Annotated in this window: 19 protein-coding genes and 1 tRNA gene; 10 read left to right on the forward strand and 10 right to left on the reverse strand. The window is 66.4% G+C overall.

Features of this window, described 5'->3' with window-relative positions; translation table 11 throughout:
• Positions 1-122: 122 nt before the first annotated feature.
• Genes ACFQZZ_RS10575 through nth form a run of 4 tightly spaced genes read right to left on the reverse strand, consistent with a single transcriptional unit; the run spans position 123 to position 3,365 of the window.
• On the reverse strand, positions 123-1,316 hold the full coding sequence (locus ACFQZZ_RS10575) for a MarP family serine protease (RefSeq protein ID WP_378677479.1): 1,194 nt from the start codon (positions 1,314-1,316) through the stop codon (positions 123-125).
• A complete protein-coding gene (locus ACFQZZ_RS10580; RefSeq protein WP_378677482.1) occupies positions 1,313-2,029 on the reverse strand; it encodes an NUDIX hydrolase in 717 nt (238 codons plus the stop codon). Before ACFQZZ_RS10580 ends, ACFQZZ_RS10575 begins: the two co-directional genes overlap by 4 nt.
• Entirely contained in the window at positions 2,026-2,652 is a 627-nt protein-coding gene (locus tag ACFQZZ_RS10585) for a TlpA family protein disulfide reductase (RefSeq protein WP_378678374.1), read from the reverse strand. Before ACFQZZ_RS10585 ends, ACFQZZ_RS10580 begins: the two co-directional genes overlap by 4 nt.
• Positions 2,653-2,657: 5 nt before the next feature.
• Positions 2,658-3,365: an endonuclease III gene (gene nth, locus ACFQZZ_RS10590; protein ID WP_378678376.1), complete on the reverse strand. Its 708-nt coding sequence runs from the start codon at positions 3,363-3,365 to the stop codon at positions 2,658-2,660.
• A gap of 232 nt (positions 3,366-3,597) precedes the next feature.
• Here nth and ACFQZZ_RS10595 point away from each other — a divergent pair, with 232 nt between their 5' ends.
• Positions 3,598-3,825, forward strand: a complete 228-nt coding sequence (locus ACFQZZ_RS10595) for a hypothetical protein (RefSeq protein ID WP_378677485.1) — start codon at positions 3,598-3,600, stop codon at positions 3,823-3,825.
• Positions 3,826-3,971: 146 nt separating this feature from the next.
• Positions 3,972-4,646: a Crp/Fnr family transcriptional regulator gene (locus ACFQZZ_RS10600; protein ID WP_011206875.1), complete on the forward strand. Its 675-nt coding sequence runs from the start codon at positions 3,972-3,974 to the stop codon at positions 4,644-4,646.
• Between the two features lie 110 nt (positions 4,647-4,756).
• On the opposite strand, the gene ACFQZZ_RS10605 is transcribed toward ACFQZZ_RS10600, so the two are convergent.
• The 3 genes from ACFQZZ_RS10605 to ACFQZZ_RS10615 form a co-directional block, all read right to left on the reverse strand.
• Positions 4,757-5,623, reverse strand: a complete 867-nt coding sequence (locus tag ACFQZZ_RS10605) for an MBL fold metallo-hydrolase (RefSeq protein WP_378677489.1) — start codon at positions 5,621-5,623, stop codon at positions 4,757-4,759.
• Positions 5,624-5,733: 110 nt separating this feature from the next.
• On the reverse strand, positions 5,734-6,192 hold the full coding sequence (locus ACFQZZ_RS10610) for a RidA family protein (protein ID WP_378677492.1): 459 nt from the start codon (positions 6,190-6,192) through the stop codon (positions 5,734-5,736).
• A gap of 16 nt (positions 6,193-6,208) precedes the next feature.
• Positions 6,209-6,370, reverse strand: coding sequence for a DUF4177 domain-containing protein (locus ACFQZZ_RS10615; protein WP_227998080.1), 162 nt, complete (start codon positions 6,368-6,370; stop codon positions 6,209-6,211).
• A 181-nt stretch (positions 6,371-6,551) separates the two neighbouring features.
• Here ACFQZZ_RS10615 and ACFQZZ_RS10620 point away from each other — a divergent pair, with 181 nt between their 5' ends.
• Both ACFQZZ_RS10620 and ACFQZZ_RS10625 read left to right on the forward strand, forming a co-directional pair.
• Entirely contained in the window at positions 6,552-7,571 is a 1,020-nt protein-coding gene (locus ACFQZZ_RS10620; protein ID WP_378678379.1) for an ArsA-related P-loop ATPase, read from the forward strand.
• Positions 7,568-8,722, forward strand: coding sequence for an ArsA family ATPase (locus ACFQZZ_RS10625; protein ID WP_378677495.1), 1,155 nt, complete (start codon positions 7,568-7,570; stop codon positions 8,720-8,722). The genes ACFQZZ_RS10620 and ACFQZZ_RS10625 overlap by 4 nt, the downstream gene beginning before the upstream one ends.
• A gap of 62 nt (positions 8,723-8,784) precedes the next feature.
• Here ACFQZZ_RS10625 and ACFQZZ_RS10630 read toward each other — a convergent pair whose 3' ends face one another.
• Positions 8,785-9,108, reverse strand: a complete 324-nt coding sequence (locus ACFQZZ_RS10630) for a WhiB family transcriptional regulator (RefSeq protein WP_305082794.1) — start codon at positions 9,106-9,108, stop codon at positions 8,785-8,787.
• A 412-nt stretch (positions 9,109-9,520) separates the two neighbouring features.
• On the opposite strand from ACFQZZ_RS10630, the gene ACFQZZ_RS10635 reads away from it, so the two are divergent.
• Positions 9,521-11,821 carry a penicillin-binding protein gene (locus ACFQZZ_RS10635; RefSeq protein WP_378678382.1) on the forward strand — a complete coding sequence of 767 codons (2,301 nt, stop codon included), beginning with the start codon at positions 9,521-9,523 and terminating at the stop codon, positions 11,819-11,821.
• Positions 11,822-11,880: 59 nt separating this feature from the next.
• Here ACFQZZ_RS10635 and ACFQZZ_RS10640 read toward each other — a convergent pair whose 3' ends face one another.
• On the reverse strand, positions 11,881-12,345 hold the full coding sequence (locus ACFQZZ_RS10640) for a GatB/YqeY domain-containing protein (protein ID WP_378677498.1): 465 nt from the start codon (positions 12,343-12,345) through the stop codon (positions 11,881-11,883).
• Positions 12,346-12,478: 133 nt separating this feature from the next.
• On the opposite strand from ACFQZZ_RS10640, the gene ACFQZZ_RS10645 reads away from it, so the two are divergent.
• The 4 genes from ACFQZZ_RS10645 to ACFQZZ_RS10660 all read left to right on the forward strand — a co-directional run bounded on the left by ACFQZZ_RS10645 (position 12,479) and on the right by ACFQZZ_RS10660 (position 16,475).
• Complete coding sequence (locus ACFQZZ_RS10645) at positions 12,479-13,441, forward strand: metallophosphoesterase (protein WP_378677501.1); 963 nt, start codon at positions 12,479-12,481, stop codon at positions 13,439-13,441.
• Between the two features lie 39 nt (positions 13,442-13,480).
• On the forward strand, positions 13,481-15,436 hold the full coding sequence (locus tag ACFQZZ_RS10650; RefSeq protein WP_378677503.1) for a hypothetical protein: 1,956 nt from the start codon (positions 13,481-13,483) through the stop codon (positions 15,434-15,436).
• Between the two features lie 59 nt (positions 15,437-15,495).
• A tRNA-Pro gene (locus ACFQZZ_RS10655) sits at positions 15,496-15,569 on the forward strand.
• A gap of 342 nt (positions 15,570-15,911) precedes the next feature.
• Positions 15,912-16,475, forward strand: coding sequence for a dihydrofolate reductase family protein (locus ACFQZZ_RS10660; RefSeq protein ID WP_378677506.1), 564 nt, complete (start codon positions 15,912-15,914; stop codon positions 16,473-16,475).
• Between the two features lie 89 nt (positions 16,476-16,564).
• On the opposite strand, the gene ACFQZZ_RS10665 is transcribed toward ACFQZZ_RS10660, so the two are convergent.
• A complete protein-coding gene (locus ACFQZZ_RS10665) occupies positions 16,565-16,909 on the reverse strand; it encodes a hypothetical protein (protein WP_378677509.1) in 345 nt (114 codons plus the stop codon).
• A 360-nt stretch (positions 16,910-17,269) separates the two neighbouring features.
• Here ACFQZZ_RS10665 and ACFQZZ_RS10670 point away from each other — a divergent pair, with 360 nt between their 5' ends.
• On the forward strand, positions 17,270-17,977 hold the full coding sequence (locus ACFQZZ_RS10670; protein ID WP_378677512.1) for a GntR family transcriptional regulator: 708 nt from the start codon (positions 17,270-17,272) through the stop codon (positions 17,975-17,977).
• Positions 17,978-17,981: the final 4 nt, after the last annotated feature.

A 17,981-nucleotide genomic window follows, 5' to 3' on the forward strand; every position in this document is an offset into this window, starting at 1 on the left:
GGTCAAAGCTCGGAGCGCCGGGGCAGACGACGAATGTCCGACACTCGCATGCGCCGAGGCGCTGGTCTCAGCCGCTCGGACGCGAGGCCAAGGGGCGCGAACACACCGCGCCCCGCCTCCGATCAACTCAACACACAGGCCCCGGTGCCGACCGCCGTGTTCTCGGCGGGTGCGATGTCCAGTTGGGCACGGACCTCGGCCAGAGTAAGGACATAGCCGGTGTCGTCGTCGGTGACGGCGGCGCCGAACACGACACCGAGCACCTGGCCATCGGTATCCACCAGCGGCCCACCGGAATTGCCTGCCCGTACCTGGCCGCGGACGGTGTAGACCTCGCGTTCCACGGTGCCGTTGCGGTAAATGGTCGGCCCGGTCAGATCCAAAGTCTCGCGGACCCTGGCCGCGCTGGCCGTGTACGGCCCGCCACCCGGGTAGCCGAGCACGATGGCACTGTCGCCGGAGCGCGCGGACGCAGGGGCTTGCGGCACCACCGGCGCGGTGAGGTTGGGTACCGCGAGCACCGCGACATCCTTGGACGGGTCGAACAGCACGACGGTCGCGTCCAGCGGACCACGTGCGGTATCCACCTGAACACTTGTGGTGCCCGCGACCACGTGCGCGTTGGTCATCACCCGTTCCGGCGCGATAACGAAGCCGGAACCCTCCAGCGCCCGTTGGCAGCTCGGCGCGACACCACGGATGCGCAGCACGCTCGACTGCAGCGAGGCGGCGACCGGGCTGGCGAGCACGCTCGCGTCGGGCGGTTCGACGGCAGCGATCGGCGCGCGACCGAACGGGCCGATGACGTCCGGCAGCCCAGACGTGTTGAGCAGCTTGGAAAATTCGTTCGGCAGCTTGCGCAGCCAGTTGGGGGCGACCTCGTTGACGTCGGCAAGCACCCGGGACCCGTTGATCGCAGTGGCGATCGCAGGCTGCGACGAGGAGGCCAACGGCAGCGCGAGCAGCCACGCGGTGACCAGCACCGCCACCGCCTGCAGCATCGCGCCGACCACACTGTCCACACTGCGAGTCAGCGAGTGCCGCATGCCGCCGCGCGCGGCCCGGCCGAGCACCATGCCCGCGACCTCGCCGACGATGACCAGCACCACGATCAACAGCACGCCGGTGAGCACCCTGGTGCGGCCCTCGTCGACATGGATCAGGATGTGCGGCGCGATCAGAATGCCCGCCACCGCGCCGAGTACGACGCCGAGAAAGGCGAGTGCGGACGCGACCGCACCCGATCGCCAGCCCGACGATGCGCACAGCAATGCGAGCAGCACGACCGCGATGTCGAGCCATGCCGATGAACTCATAAGGTCATCCCCACTGCGGCCAGCGAAGTTTCGAGGTCACGTACGTCGTTTCGATCCCAATCCCGTTCCCAGCCTGCTGCTTTGAACAGGCCGGCGAGAATGCCACCGGTCAGTCCCCACACCAGCATCCCGTCCACCTGGAAGGCCGGGCTCTGATAGCCGAGGCTGCCGCGCACCAGAAAGCGGTTCGCCGGATCGAGCAGCTCGGCCAGCGGCACCCGAACAACCCGCTCGGTCTCGTGCTCGTTCACCACACCGACCGCGCGCGGCGTGCGCCAATAGGCGACCACCGGAGTCACGTCGAATCGGGACGGTGGCACGAACAACTTCGGTAGCACCGCAAGGGGTTCCACGCCCACGCGCTCCAGCCCGGTCTCCTCGCAGGCCTCGCGCAGCGCGGTGTCGATCGGTCCCGTATCACCGGCTTCGACCTCGCCGCCTGGAAAGGCGACCTGGCCGCGATGCTGACGCATGGTGGACGCGCGCTGGGTGAGCAGCACGTCCGCGTCGGCGGGTAGTCCGCCGGGTGCGTTCGGATCCGGCTCGAATGAACCGCTGAACAACACCAGCACGGCCGCCTGGCGCGGTGCGCTGGTGATAGTCATCGCCCGGCGCAGTGCCCGCGCCACCGACAGTGTGTCGGTGGCGTCGGTGCCGGGCTCGGTCGCCTTGCGCAGCCACGGGGGAATGTTTTCCGGAGTCGGAGTTGTCATGCCGCGACTCCCAATTCGCTCGCGACGGTGTCGGCGATGTCGTCGACACCGTCGAACGCACGCACGATCACCTTCGCGACAGACCCGTCCGCGCGCAGCAGCACCGACACCGGTAGCACCGCGGGCGCACCGACCGCGTCGCGCACCAGGGCGTCCGCGTCGAGCACCCCCGGCAGTGTCACTATCAGGTCGGTCAGCAGCGCAAGCCCCTTGGCCTCATCCGGATCGCTGTGCACGGTCAGCACGGTAATCGCGTTCCCCGCTCGTCGGGCGTACTCCTGCAGATACGGCAACTCCTCGGCACACGGTCTGCACCAATACGCCCACAGATTCAGCAACGCGGGTTTGCCGCCCAGCGCGGCGGTCAGGTCGACGGGTTTACCGTCGGCAAGGCAGCTCAGCGTGATCCCGGCGAGCGGGCCGTGCCCGACCGCGTCCGCCGCGGGCTGTGCGCATGGCGCCAGTCCGGCCTCGGCACGCAACTGTTCGGACACCGGCGCACTCGGGCCGACCCGATGGCCGCCGTCGGCCGCCGTGTCGCCGCCATCGCGGGGCCACAGCGCGACCCCTAAAGCCACCACCGTGATCAAACCGGCCAACGCCAAGCGCACCGCGACGGGAATCCGCCTCACCGGCCCACCAGCTCGAGCAGATGCTCCGCCTCCGGACCCTTCACCAGCTTGGCCGCGATCTCCGGGTCGGTGGGCCCGGTCCCGAATGACGGGCAATCCTTGGCCAGCACGCACACACCGCAGGCCGGCTTGCGGGCATGGCACACCCGACGCCCGTGGAAGATCACCCGATGCGACAGCATCGTCCAGTCCTTGCGGTCGACGAGCGCGCCGACGATGTGTTCGACCTTCACCGGATCTTCCTCGTCGGTCCATCCCCAGCGCCGCACCAAGCGGCCGAAGTGGGTGTCGACCGTGATTCCCGGCACGTCGAAGGCGTTACCCAGAATGACGTTCGCTGTTTTGCGTCCGATGCCGGGCAACTTCACAAGTTGGTCGAGAGTGTGAGGCAATTCACCGTCGTACTGTTCGACGAGCGCCTGCCCGAGGCCGATCAGCGAGCTTGTCTTGTTCCGGAAGAACCCGGTGGGCCGGATGTATTCCTCCAGCTCTGCGCGGTTTGCCTCGGCGTAAGCGCGCGCGTCCGGGTACCTGGCGAACAAGGCGGGTGTGGTCAGGTTCACCCGCTCATCGGTGCACTGCGCGGAAAGTATTGTGGCGACGGCCAATTCGAGCGGTGTGGTGAAATCCAGCTCACAGTGCGCGTCCGGGAAGGCGACCGTCAGCGTCCGGTACATCCGGCGTGCCCTTCGCACTAGACCCAGCTGGGTTTCCGCCTGTCGGGACCGGTTTTTCCGTTTCGGGACTGCGACCGTCGCGGGTTGCGCATCGGTCGCCGCAGCGACAGGCAAAGGCCCGTTCTCGACGGCTGCTGAGGGGGAGACACGCACCCGTCCACCATACGGAACCACCGCCTAACGGTGCCCGTTCAGATCAACTGCCGTGTTCCATCTGAGACCTGAGACGTGTTTACTGCTCGATATGCAAGGACTCGCTGTGGTGCTCTTCCCAGTGCTGTTGATGCTGTTCGCACTGGGCATGGAGCGGGTCGAGAATCGGCTCCGAAAACTTCTCGAACCCGACGAAGAGGTTCAGCAGTACCTGGATAAGGCCAGCAATCCCGAAGTGAAGGAGCTGACGAAGCTCGGACTGCCGACTGCGGTGGCACGGATGCGCAAGCGCCGGTCCCGTGGAGAAGAATTGGACATCGCTCGCGCCAGCTGAGCCGAGCCGAACCCCGCATCGGCGCGCCGCGCAATCCACTCGTTACGTGGTGTCTGTCACTGCGCTGCCGCATTGCCGCGTAGACTGCGCTGTTGGCCGATTCGCTTCGGTCCAGGACAGAGCCATTTCCCATAAGGAGCACATTCGTGGACGAGGCCCTCGCCAGAGCAGGCATCTTCCAAGGCGTAGAGCCCACCGCGGTCGCGGCTCTCGCCAAACAACTGCAGCCCGTGGATTTTCCGCGCGGCCATGTCATCTTCAACGAGGGCGAACCCGGCGACCGGTTATACATCATCACGTCCGGCAAGGTGAAGATCGGACGACGTTCCCCGGACGGCAGGGAGAACCTGCTGACCATCATGGGTCCGTCGGACATGTTCGGTGAGCTGTCGATCTTCGACCCGGGCCCCCGCACCTCGACCGCGACAACGGTGACCGAGGTGCGCGCGGTCACCATGGACCGTGACGCCCTCAAGTCCTGGATCGACCAGCGGCCGGAGATCGCCGAGCAGTTGCTTCGGGTTCTCGCCCGGCGTCTGCGTCGCACCAACAACAACCTGGCCGACCTCATCTTCACCGATGTTCCCGGCCGGGTTGCCAAGGCACTGCTGCAGCTCGCTCAGCGCTTCGGCACCCAGGAGGCAGGCGCGCTGCGGGTCACCCACGACCTCACCCAGGAGGAGATCGCCCAGCTGGTCGGTGCCTCCCGCGAGACCGTGAACAAGGCGCTCGCCGACTTCGCGCACCGCGGTTGGCTGCGGCTGGAGGGCAAGAGCGTGCTCATCTCCGACTCCGAGCGACTGGCCCGGCGCGCGCGCTGAGCCTCCCCGCTACCCGTCATCCCGACGAACGCTGGGATCGAGTCGTAACCAACGCACTGCGGTTGCGACTGGATCCTGGCGTTCGCCTGGATGGGGGCTGTGCAATTTCGCTAGCGCTGATCTGTGCGCAGGTATTCCAGCTGCGCCTGCACCGAGCTGCGGGCGGCCAGCCATAGTCGCTTGTCGACGTCGGCGTACACCTTCCGCACCACCGCCATCGCACCCGCGTCCGGCCCGAGTACGCGCAGCGCTTCCCGTACCTGGTCGAGGCGTTCGTGCCGGTGCTTGATGTAGTACCTGGCGACCGGCTCGAGATCCGGATGATCCGGTCCGTGTGCGGGCAGCAGGGCACGCCCCGCACCCACCGCGACCAGACGATCCAGCGAGGCCAGATAGTCGGCAAGCGTGCCGTCACTGGAATCGAGCACCGTCGTGCCGCTGCCGAGAATGGTGTCCCCGGTTAGTACGGCACCGCTGGCGACTGCTTGCAGGTCGCTCGAAACGGCACCGCTAGCGACTGCTTGCAGGTCGCTCGAAACGGCACCGTCCAGGACGAAACTCACCGAGTCGAGCGTATGGCCGGGGGTGTCCAGGACGGTGATGCGAAGTCCGGCCGCCTCGATCACCTCGCCATCGACCAGTGTCGCCTCGGAACCACGCAGAAATTCGGCGGTCTTGGCCCGTACCGGGGTACCGGTGAGCTTGACAAGGCGATCGATCCCACCGGTGTGATCGTGGTGCCGGTGGGTGATCAGGGTCAGGGCGATATTGCCCTCGGTGACCCTGGCGATCGCCTCGCTGTGCGCTTTGTCTTTCGGCCCCGGGTCGACCACCACATAGTCCGACCCGCCCGGTGCGCGCAGAATCCAGGTGTTCGTGCCCTCCAGGGTCATCTGCCCCGGATTGTCCGCAAGCAGGACCGCCGCGTTCGGCGTGACCTGCCGCAACTGCCCGTACGCGGGATGAGTCAGCGTCATCGGATTACCTCAGTCTCGAAATTATTGTCCGAGAACCTGTTCAACGCGGCTGCCTCGCCTTCGCTCGGCTCGGCGCAGGTTTTAGGACGGACTACCTCCGAGTGTGCCTGTTAGCGCACTTCCGCGATGAGTTCGACCTCGACCGGAGTGTTCTTGGGCAGATCGGACACACCCACCGCGGAGCGCGCGTGCACACCCGCGTCACCGAACACCTCGCCCAAGAGCTCCGAGGCGCCGTTGATCACCACCGGCTGGTCGCCGAATCCCGGCGCGGAGGCCACGAATCCGACCACCTTCACGATGCGCACCACCGCGTCCAGTCCGACCAGGTCGTGCACTGCCGCCAGCGCGTTCAGCGCACACAGCTTCGCGGCTTCCTTGGCGTCCTCGACCGACACCTCGGCGCCGACCTTGCCGGTCACCGACAGCTTGCCGTCGACGAACGGCAGCTGGCCGGAGGTATAGACGAGCGAACCGGTCCGGATCGCCGGGATGTACGCCGCGACCGGAGCCGCCACCGGAGGCAGGGTCAGTCCGAGTCGGGCGAGGTTCTTCTCCCACTGGGTCACTTGGGTCGTCCCTTCTCTACTTGGGGCGCTTGAGGTAGGCGACGTGCTGCTCGCCGGTCGGACCCGGCAGCACGGTGACCAGCTCCCAGCCGTCGGAACCCCATTGGTCGAGAATCTGCTTGGTCGCGTGCGTCAAAAGCGGAACGGTTGCGTACTCCCACACGGTCACATCACTCATAGCGGTGAGCGTATAGATGTGTGGAATTCGCCGCGCCCGCGGCACGGTGTGTTCTCGAGCCTCGCGCCGAGTCGCATCACTGTCTGGTACAGAACGGGCGCAAAACCGACCACTACCCCTATCCCTCGGGCGCGATCTCAGAACGGGTTATAGGCTCGCGATCGTGGGAGTACCAACAGCAGTGCCCATTTCGGCGGAGCCGGGGCTAGAAACGGGTTGGCCGACGCGCGCCGAAAAGGCCCGCCTGCATTACGTGTCCGGAAAAGGGGGAACCGGAAAGTCCACGGTGGCCGCGGCACTCGCGCTTGCCCTCGCCGCGGGTGGGCGGCGAGTACTGCTGGTCGAGGTGGAGAGCAGGCAGTCCATTGCCCAGCTGTTCGATCTGCCGCCACTGCCGCCGACCGAAACCAGGATCGCCACCGCCGACGGCGGCGGCGAGGTGGTCGCGCTGGCGCTCGATATCGAGCACGCCTTCCTCGAATACCTGGATTTGTTCTACAACCTCGGCTTCGCCGGACGGGCGATGCGTCGTATGGGCGCGATCGAGTTCGTCACCACGATCGCACCCGGCCTACGCGACGTCATCCTGACCGGCAAGATCAAGGAGTGCGCGGTCCGCGTGGACAAGGCGGGCAAGCCCGCCTATGACGAAATCGTGGTGGACGCGCCACCGACCGGCCGGATCGCCAGCTTCCTCGACGTCACCCAGGCCATGGCCGAAGTGGCAAAGGGCGGGCCGATCGCCTCCCAGTCCGAGGGCGTCTCGAAGCTGCTGCACTCCGATCAGACGATGATTCACCTGGTCACCCTGCTCGAGGCACTGCCGGTGCAGGAGACCGCCGACGCCATCGCCGAGCTCACCGCCGCCGACCTGCGGATCGGCGCGGTGATCGTGAACCGGGCGAGCACGGCCCTGCTGCCCGCCGAGGTACGCGGCAAGGCCGCGCGGGGAGAGATCGACAGCGACGCCATCCGCGCCGCCATCACCAAGGCCGGGATCTCGTTGTCGGACCAGGACTTCCAGGGCCTGATCACCGAAACCGTCGAGCACTCGGCCACTCTGCAGGCGCAGGACGACAGCGCCGCCGAACTCGCAAAGGTAGACATATCGCGCCTGTATCTTCCGGCCCTCGAGGACGGGATCGACCTTGGCGGCCTGTATGAACTGGCCGAACATCTGAGCGCGCAGGGAGTCCGATGAGCACGCCGAGCTCGAATGTGGCTGTGCCACTGGATATTTCGAAAATCATCGCGGACCCCACCGCCCGGATCATCGTCTGCTGTGGCTCCGGCGGCGTTGGCAAGACAACCACCGCGGCCGCGATCGCACTGCGCGCAGCCGAGGAGGGCCGCAAAGTTGTGGTGTTGACCATCGACCCGGCACGCCGACTGGCCCAGTCACTCGGTGTCGCCGATCTGGACAACGCACCGCAGCGGGTGCCGCTCGGCCCCGATTCCAAGGGCGAACTACACGCGATGATGCTCAATATGCGCCGCACGTTCGACGACATGGTGCTCGAACACACCAACCCGGACAAGGCGGAGCAGATTTTCGCCAACCCCTTCTATCAGACAGTCGCCTCCTCCTTCGGCGGTACGCAGGAGTACATGGCGATGGAGAAGCTGGGCCAGCTTGCGGGCCGCAAGGAGTGGGACCTGATCGTGGTCGACACTCCCCCGTCGCGCAACGCGCTCGACTTCCTCGACGCGCCCAAACGGCTCGGGAACTTCCTCAACGGCAGGATGATTCGGGTCATCATGGCCCCCGGCCGCGGCGTCACCAGACTGGTGACCGGTGCGATGAGCCTGGCGGTGCGTGGTGTGTCCACCATCGTCGGCGGCCAGATGCTCAAGGACGCATCGAATTTCCTACAGTCGCTGGAGTCGCTGTTCGGTGGATTCCAGGATCGCGCCGACCGGACCTACGCGATGCTGTCCAGGCCCGGCACACACTTCCTGGTGGTCGCGGCCGCCGAGCCCGACGCGCTGCGCGAGGCTTCGTTCTTCGTCGACCGGCTGTCGACCGAACACATGCCGCTGGCCGGACTGGTGCTGAACCGGACCCATCCGGAGCTGAGCTCGCTGTCGGCCGACCACGCGCTGACCGCCGCCGACCAACTGGCCGAGACCGATCCGATCACCTCATCGGTACTGCGGATCCATGCTCAGCGTGTCGCCACCGCGAAGCGCGAACAGCATCTGCTGCACCGTTTTACGGGCGCGCATCCGCGGGTTCCGATCGTCTCGGTGACCGCGCTGCCGTTCGAAGTTTCCGACCTGGAGGCGCTGCAGGCGGTCGGTGATCAGCTCACGGGCACCCCTGCTCCCGAGCCGGTCGTGATATCCGATTGATATAGGCCTGTTAACGCCAACCGAGCCCGCTTCCGCGGGCTCGGTGGTGTTTCGGCCAGGAACTAGATCGCCACCTGGTGCTGACGCTGCGCTTGGAAGAAGTCCGACCAGGAAGTCACCTCAGGGTGCTGCTTCAGCAGCGCACGCCGCTGCCGCTCGGTCATTCCTCCCCACACTCCGAACTCGACACGATTGTCGAGTGCGTCCGCCCCACACTGCATCAGCACCGGGCAGTGCCTGCAGATCGTCGCTGCTTTGCGCTGGGCAGCGCCACGGACGAACAGTTGATCGGGATCTACTTCCTTGCATCGGGCCTGGGCTACCCAGGCGATCCTTGCTTCGGCCTGCTCTACGTCCAATCGAGCGATGGGGGTTGTCATGTGCATTTGGTGTGCCCCTTTGCAGTCCGAACACCGGGTCATCGGCGCTCCAGAATCGCGTGTCAGCGTCGCAGCAACCCAATCCCCGCTGCGAACTGCACCACATTCCACTTTGAGTGTTAGCTCTATCACACTGGGTTCTCAATCTAGGTAAAGGTATGCCCCGAGCGCAAGACCGTTCCGAGACTTTTTGGTACGTCCGTCCCTCCAAACGTGATAGAGAACCGGGCGGTCGACTCGACACGCAGTTGGCTCTATTGCGACACGCCGAAACCTGTATAACGACACGCCCATGTGGACGCGCGAACCGCAAGTTCCGGCCAGAACACCACCCCGTAGGCTGGAGGTCGTGCCGATCACACAAACGCTCGCGAGGCTGGCCGGCAGCTGCGCGCTGGCCGCGGTGCTCATCGCGGGGATGCTGTTCCCCCTCGCAGGCGGTTTCGGGTTCGTGTCCAACCGTGCCGCCGACGCCGTCGACAATGTGTCCGCCGAGTTGGTCGAGGGCACCGTCCCCGCCGTCTCGACCATGGTCGACTCGAATGGGACACCGTTCGCCTGGCTCTACGAGCAGCGCCGCTTCGAGGTTCCCAGCGACAAGATCTCCAACAACATGAAGTTGGCGATCGTCTCCATCGAAGACCGACGCTTCGCCGAGCACGCGGGTGTCGACTGGCAGGGCACGATGCGCGCCTTCCTCACCAATACGACCAGCGGTGAAGTCCAGCAGGGCGCGTCCACGCTCGATCAGCAGTATGTGAAGAACTTCCAACTGCTCGTCGTCGCCAAGACCGACGCCGAGCGCCGCGCCGCCATCGAGACCTCCCCCGCGCGCAAGATTCGCGAGATTCGGATGGCGCTCACGCTGGACTCGGAGCTGACCAAGGACGAGATTCTCACCAGGTACCTGAATTTGGTCCCGTTCGGCAACGCCTCCTACGGCATCCAGGACGCGGCGCAGACCTACTTCGGCATCGACGCAGCGGACCTGAATGTGCCGCAGTCGGCGATGCTGGCCGGCATGGTGCAGAGCAGCTCGAAGCTGAACCCCTACACCAATCCCGAGGGTGTGAAGGCCCGCCGCAACACCGTGCTGGACACGATGATCCAGAACATCCCCAGCCGCGCCGACGAATTCCGCAAGGCCAAGGAGGAAGCCCTCGGCGTGCTGTCGGAGCCGAAGGGTCTGCCGCGCGGCTGCATCGCCGCCAATGATCGCGGCTTCTTCTGCGACTACGCCCTGCAGTACCTGGCCAACGCGGGCATCAGCCGCGAGCAGATCGACAAGGGCGGTTACCTGATCAAGACCACCCTCGATCCCGCGGTGCAGGATTCGGTGAAGCGGTCGGTATCCGAGGCGGCCAACCCGAACCTCGACGACATCGCGCAGGTCATGTCGGTGATCGCGCCGGGACAGGATTCGCATCCGCTGCTCGCGATGGCGAGCAGTCGCACCTACGGCCTGAACCGGGACGCGAACGAAACCGTGCAGCCGCAGCCGTATTCGATGGTCGGCGACGGCGCGGGCTCCATCTTCAAGATCTTCACCACCGCCGCGGCCATGGAGAAGGGCCTCGGCATCAACTCCCAGCTCGACGTGCCCGGCCGGTTCGAGGCAAGAGGCATGGGCAACGGTGGCGCCCGCGGCTGCCCGGTCGCCACCTACTGCGTCGAGAACGCCGGCAAGTACAAGTCGCCGATGTCGGTGACCGAGGCGCTGGCCACCTCGCCGAACACCGCGTTCGTCAAGCTGATCCAGGCCGTCGGTGTCACCCCGACCGTCGATATGGCGATCCGGCTCGGCATGCGCTCCTTCACCGAACCCGGTAGCTCCGGGCACGGCAACCAGAGCCTCGCGGACATGATCAAGGAACAGAATCTCGGCTCGTTCACCCTCGGCCCGGTCGCGATCAACCCGCTGGAGCTGTCGAACGTCGCCGCGACGATCGGTTCCGGCGGCCGGTGGTGCCCTCCGGCGCCGATCAGGGAAGTGATCGACCGCTCCGGCAAGGTGGTTCCGCTGACCCAGCAGGCCTGCGAGCAGGTCGTCGAGCCCGGTCTGGCCAACACCCTCGCCAACGCCATGAGCAAGGACGACACCGCTGGCACCGCGGCGGCCGCGGCCCAGGCGACCGGCTGGCACGCCCCGATGTCCGGCAAGACGGGAACCACCGAAAGCCACCGGTCCTCGGCCTTCTTCGGCTTCACCAACTCGCTGGCCGCCGCGGCCTACGTCTACGGCGACAGCCCGACGCCCGGCGAGATCTGCTCGTTCCCGCTGCGTAACTGCGGCGACGGAAACCTCTTCGGCGGTAATGAACCGGCCCGCACCTGGTTCAACGCGATCAAGCCGGTAATCGGGAACTTCCCGCCGCCAGGGCTGCCGCCGCTGGACGACAAGTACGTCCGCGGATCGAACGGCGCGCAGGTGCCCGACGTCGCGGGCATGTCGCAGGGCGAGGCGACCGCCGCGCTGCGGGCCGCGGGCTTCCAGGTTTCGCCGGTGAACGGGGTCGGGTCGCAGCCCAAGGGCACCGTGATGGGGACCGCACCGAACGGATCGGCGATTCCCGGCTCGGTGATCACGATCTACATCAGTGACGGGACCGAGCGGGCCGCACCGCCACCGGGTCCGCCGCCGGGCATCCCTGGCCTGCCACCACCGCCGCGGCTGCCACCGATCCCGATTCCGATCCCGATCCCTGGCTTCCCCCGCTAGAAAAAACACCGCCGACCCGGACGCAATGCTCCGGGTCGGCGGTGTTTCGTAGGGAAGGGTTAGAGGCGTGCTTTGACCGCGGCGGAGATGCGCGAACCGTCGGCCTTGCCCTTGGCGATCGCGGTGGCGGCCTTCATGACCTGGCCCATCTGACGCATGCCCGGGCGCTCCCCCAGCTGCTCGGCAACCTGCGCGATCGCGGTGTCGGCGACATCCGCGACCTCCGCGTCCGTCAGTTGGGTCGGCAGGTACTCATCGATGATCCTGGCCTCGGCGTGCTCGTTGGCGGCCAGCTCACCGCGGCCTGCCTGGGTGTAGACCTCGGCCGACTCGCTGCGCTTCTTCGCCTCTTTCTGCAGCACGGCAATGACCTCGGCGTCGGACAGCTCGCGCGCCTCCGAGCCTGCGACCTCGGCGTTCTGGACGGCGGCCAGCAGCATCCGCAAGGTAGCGAGGCGCAGCTTGTCCTTTGCTTTCATCGCGGCGGTCATGTCCGCACGCAGCTGCGATTTGAGTTCCGACATGTGCCACACGGTAGCCGCTCGCACGGGTCCGGCCCACTACATTTGCCGTGCGGTCCGGTTTCGGGCCCAGCATCCGGACGCTTGTGCGTAAACACACTCGGCGTTCCTCAGCGGGGTCACCTATGCTGGGCAAATGCCCGTAATCTCGACCTCCGCCATCCGACGAACCGCGTTGGGAGCCGCCGGGGCCGCGGTGGCCGGTGTCGGCTACGCCTCGTTGATCGAACGAAATGCCTTCGTGTTGCGTGAGGCAACCATGCCGGTGTTGCAGCCGGGTTCGGCATCCCTACGGGTGCTGCACATCAGCGATCTGCACATGATGCCTGGTCAGAAGCTCAAGCAGCAATGGCTGCGTGAGCTCGATCGGCTGGAGCCGGACCTGGTCGTCAACACCGGCGACAATCTGTCGCACCAGAAGTCGGTGCCCGCGGTGGTTCAGGCCCTCGGCGGATTGCTTTCCCGCCCGGGCCTTTTCGTTTTCGGCAGCAATGATTACTTCGCGCCGGTGCCGAAGAACCCGATGAAGTACTTCAAGAAGGACCACCGCCGCGTGTACGGCGCGCCGCTGCCGTGGAAAGACCTGCGCGCGGCGTTCACCGAGCGTGGCTGGCTGGATCTGACCCATGTGCGTCGCGATGTCGAGGTGGCGGGCATCCGGATCGCGACCGCGGGCGTGGACGATCCGCACCTGCAGCGCGACCGCTACAACACCGTCGCGGGCGCCCCGAATCCACTGGCCGAGCTGAGCATCGGCCTGACCCACTCGCCCGAACCGCGGGTGCTGGACCGGTTCGCCGAAGACGGCTACGACCTGGTGATGGCCGGGCACACGCACGGCGGGCAGCTATGCCTGCCCGGATACGGTGCGTTGGTGACCAACTGCGGCATCGACCGCTCCCGGGTGAAGGGCGCGTCGAAGTGGGGCGACCACACCCAGCTGTATGTCTCCGCCGGGCTCGGCACCTCACCGTGGGCGCCGTACCGCTTCTGCTGCCGTCCGGAGGCGACACTCGTGACGTTGGTCGCGGCGCCGCCGAAGCGGCCTGTTACCGATAGCGGGCAGGGTGTTTCGGCCTCGGAGGCCATCGCCCGCTAGGGTCCCTTGCCGAGACTTGATGTCAGGCAGGGGACGACTGTGAATGGATTCGACGACCGGCGCAATGACCCGACGGTTCTGGGACAGCCCGGTGCGGCGCATCAGCAACAGCCGTATGGGGCAGGGCAATTCGGCCCCGAAGCAGACAACGGCGGGCAGACCCCACCGGATCAGCAGTGGTCGCCTCCTCGCGTTGGGTCGGCACAACCCGACCCGACGATGCAATGGCAGCCCGGCCCCGGTGGGCAACAGCCGAACCAGCAATGGTCGCCCTCTCCCAGCGGGTCGGCACAACCCGAACCGACGGTGCAATGGCAGCCCGGCTCCGGTGGGCAACAGCCGGTGAATCAGCAGTGGGGCCCTGCCGCAAGCGAACAGACGCCCCCGAGCCAGCAATGGCAGCCCGCCGGTGCACCACAACCCGAACCCACTCTCCAAGGGCAACCCGGCCAGGCCGAGCAGGCACCACCGAACCAATCGGCTCCTGGCGGCGGGTCTGCCCAATTCGAACCGACTCTCCTACGACAGCCCGCACCCAGCGGGCAGACACCGCAAAACCAGCAGTGGGATTCCAGCACCGGCGCGCAGGCACCGCCGAACCAGCAATGGCCGCCGAGCCCGTTCGGGTCGGCACAACCCGAACCCACTCTCCTACGACAGCCGACACCCAGCGGGCAGACACCACAGAACCAGCAGTGGGGCTCCGGCGCGAGCGAGCAAACGCCACAGAACCAGCAATCGCAGGCCGCGGACGCACCACAACCCAATTTCCAGTGGCAGCCCGCTCCCAGCAGCCAGACGCCGCAGAACCAACAGTGGGGCTCCGGCGCAAGCGAGCAAACGCCACAGAACCAGCAATGGCAGCCCACTGGGTTGCCGCAGCCAGAGCCCACATTGCAGTGGCAGCCGAGCTCCGGCGCGCAAGCACAGCCAGACCCCACCCTCCAATGGCAACCCAGCTCCGGCGCACAAGCACAGCCAGACCCCACCCTCCAATGGCAACCCAGCTCCGGCGCACAAGCACAGCCAGACCCCACCCTCCAATGGCGGCCTGCTGCACCAGCGCAGCCCGCCCAGTACGGCGAGGCACCGCCGATCGAGCAATTCGCCGTGAGTCCGTACGGCACTCCACAGCCGGCCTACGGTTCGAATGGCGGCTACGGTGAGCCGCCTCGGTTCGGCGGTCCGCCTGCGCAGCAATTTCCGCCCGGCTACGGCCCCAACGGTCGACCGAGCGGCGGTCGCGGCAAGGCGTGGCTCGCTGCGGCGCTGGCGGCGATCGTGGTCGCGGGTGGTGCGGCGGCGGCGGTAGTCGTCGCCGACCGCGGGTCGGACGACACCGGTGCCCAGGACACGTCACCGTCGATGGTGAGTGCGCTGACGACTACGGCGGGTGCGAACCCGCCACAATCGAAGCCGAGCGCAAAGCCGACCCCCACCGGGACCGGGACCCGCAATGAAACGCCGGTCGTTCCCGGCTATCAGGTGGTTGTCGCGCCGGACCGCGGCGCGGCCTACGACGTGCCCGCCGACTGGACCGTGGCCTCTGAAGGCACCTTCGGCGGTTTCGGCGAGCCGCCGAACGCCATCGGCGGCAAGGGGTACGCGAGCGAAGGCAAGAGCTACTGCCCCGGCTCCACTCGCACAATCTCTTTCCTGACCGGCTCCAAGGACTCCGATTCAGCAAGTGCCGCAACGGAAGTCGGCACCAAGACCGCAGAGCTCGCGTATCACAACGCGCCCGGGCTGCCAAGCGGCGGCGAGCCGCTGAGCTCACTCGACGGCGGCCAGCAGGGCATGTTCGTGGAGACCAAGGGCACCATCCCCCATGCCAAGCCGGGCTGCGCCACCGAATACTCGGTCTACACCTTCGCGGCGCCAACGGACAGTGGCAACTTCGTCATGGTGATCGCCGCCGACACCGGCGTGCCGAATGCCGTGGACGTCGAGACCGCCAAGCGAATCTTCGCCAGCGTCCGCGCCCACGAAGGCTGATTGACCTGCCGGTTTAACGTCTAGTCCCTCGCTGTTGTAAGCTACCTCAGGTTCGACAACGGGGTGTGGCGCAGCTTGGTAGCGCGCTTCGTTCGGGACGAAGAGGTCGCAGGTTCAAATCCTGTCACCCCGACTCGTTGGTTGAGACGACAGTCAGGCCCCTGACCGCTTCGGCGGTCGGGGGCCTGACTCGTTCGCGGGGCACCGACCCGACGACCATCCGCAGGGCCCGTGGCCCGAACATCGTCCGAAGACTTGTCGTGCCGGGCCAGTTAATACCATTGCACTACAACCCTTTTCGAAACATTGCGCGCGAAGTTCGGTCAGGTGCGGAGAACCCGTCGATGGCGCTTCCCCACCGGGCGCGCCCGCGACCGGTGGGAAACCGTAAACAATCCGTAAACCGGTTCACCCAAGCTGAAGGCACAGAAAACAGCGGGCCGGACGGACTCGCTCAACCGAAGGGAACCACCTCATGCGCAAGCTCAAGCTCCAGGTCCAGATGACCGTCGACGGCTACATGTCCGGCCCGAACGGCGAGATGGACTGGATGACGTTCCCGTGGACCGACGACATCGGCGCCTACATCGGCGCGCTCACCGCTCAGGTCGACACCATCGTGCTCGGCCGCAAGCTCGCTGAGGGGTTCATCCCACATTGGGCCTCCAAGCCCGAAAACGAGCCCCAGGTGGCCATCGACCAGATGAACAACACGCCCAAGGTCGTGATCACCAACAGCCTCACCGAGTCCCCGTGGGAGAACACCGTCGTCGCGGGCGGCGACCTCGCCGAGATCGTCAACGGCCTCAAGGCCCAGCCCGGCGGCGACCTGATCGTCTACGGTGGCGGCACCCTGGTGTCGAGCCTGATCGCCGCGGGCCTCATCGACGAACTGCACCTGTTCGTCAACCCGACCGCGATCGGCGCCGGCCTGCCGGTGTTCGCCGACGCGGGGGCCGATCAGCAGCTCAGTCTGGTCGCCGCCACCCCGTTCGACTGCGGGATCATCGCGTTGCACTTCGAGCCGAAGAGCGCATGAACAGAAACTTGGCCGGGCCTCCGTCCGCAACGTGAAACGGCTTTCTGCCTGGGAAATCAGGTGGGGAGCCGTTTCGGCGTCAGCGGCGGTCATAGCCTGCGGAACGCATCCGCTTCGAGGTATCCGGCGGCCAGCAGAATTCGGAAGGCCGCGGACTTTCTGGCGCACCGGTCGATGTGGCATTGGCGATGCCGCTGCAGCACCCGGCCCGCTTCGGCAACGGTGAATGGCAGTTCCGGCGCTTCGTGCGGCCAACCGGCGGGCCAGACCTCTCCGATCAGCCGCGCACGTTCCGCCCGCCGATGTAGGTCGCGCATACCCAGGCGCTGCTGGGAGGGGACAGGCCACCACACCGCGGCGGCGATGACGACCAGTAGCCCGGACACCAGGGCCAACAGTCCGAAGAGCACGAACGCATCCACAGTTACCTCCACGAGGCTTCTTTTTCGTGGCACCCGGCGCCGGGGGCTGTTGCCACCGGCCGGCGGCTCTAGTCGGTCGGCGTGCCGCTGAGGGGTACGGCGTCGACCCGGCGCCGGGGCTGGTCATAGCCTTCTGCGGGAATGTGTCGTGCAATAGCGCAACCGTGTTGCCAGGTGTTGCTGTGTCCTCCCCACCCCTCGGCCGCATCGGTGAACCTTTGCCCACCTGGTGTCGGCGCGAAAATTGGATGGCAGACCGTCATGAGGCGACCGATGTCAGGGCGGACGACCTATAGCGCGGTGAGGAGACGCTTACCGCTTGCTAACTTGCGGACATCTCGATGAAACGCGAGGTCCATAGCGTATACACGCATGTCGACAAGGGTGGCCACACTGGCCGATGCGGCGGGGCGGCCGTTGCGGGACGTGGTTTATACGGCGTTGCGTGGCGAGTTGATGAATGGGGACATCAGGTTCGGAGAGCGGCTGACAGAGCCCAAACTGGCGGCTCGGTTCGGGATTTCGCGGACGCCGATTCGGGAAGCGCTGACAGTGCTGTGCTCGGATGGGTTGTTGCAGCGGGAGGAGTACGGGTTCACGCCGGTGCGGCCGAGTATTCCGCTGATTCGTGACCTGTACGAGCTGCGACTCACGTTGGAGCTGGGTGGAATTCAGCGAGCCATCGACAATTCCGCGGTGCGCCATGACCACGCACTGCTCGCGGCGGAGCGCGACAGTTGGCTGGAGTTGCGCGCGGATCCGCCGGTGCAGGAGCCGGGGTTCGTGGTCCGCGACGAGGAATTCCATGTCACCTTGCTTACCGCGGCGGGGAACGCCGAGCTGGTCCGGTCGTTGAAGGCGGTGAACTCCCGGATCCGGCATGTCCGGATGTACGACTTCATGGTCAACAACCGGATCGAAACCACCATCTCTGAGCATCTCGGCATTCTGGATGCCGTACTGGCCGAGGATCTTTCACTCGCATATCGCCTGCTGCACACCCACATCGGCGGCTCGCTCGATGTGGTGCTCGATCGGGTCACGCGGGCTATCACCGCGATGTCCCTGGCAACTGAATAGGGAG

Source organism: Nocardia sp. GCM10030253, from assembly GCF_042675075.1.
Taxonomy (GTDB): domain Bacteria; phylum Actinomycetota; class Actinomycetes; order Mycobacteriales; family Mycobacteriaceae; genus Nocardia.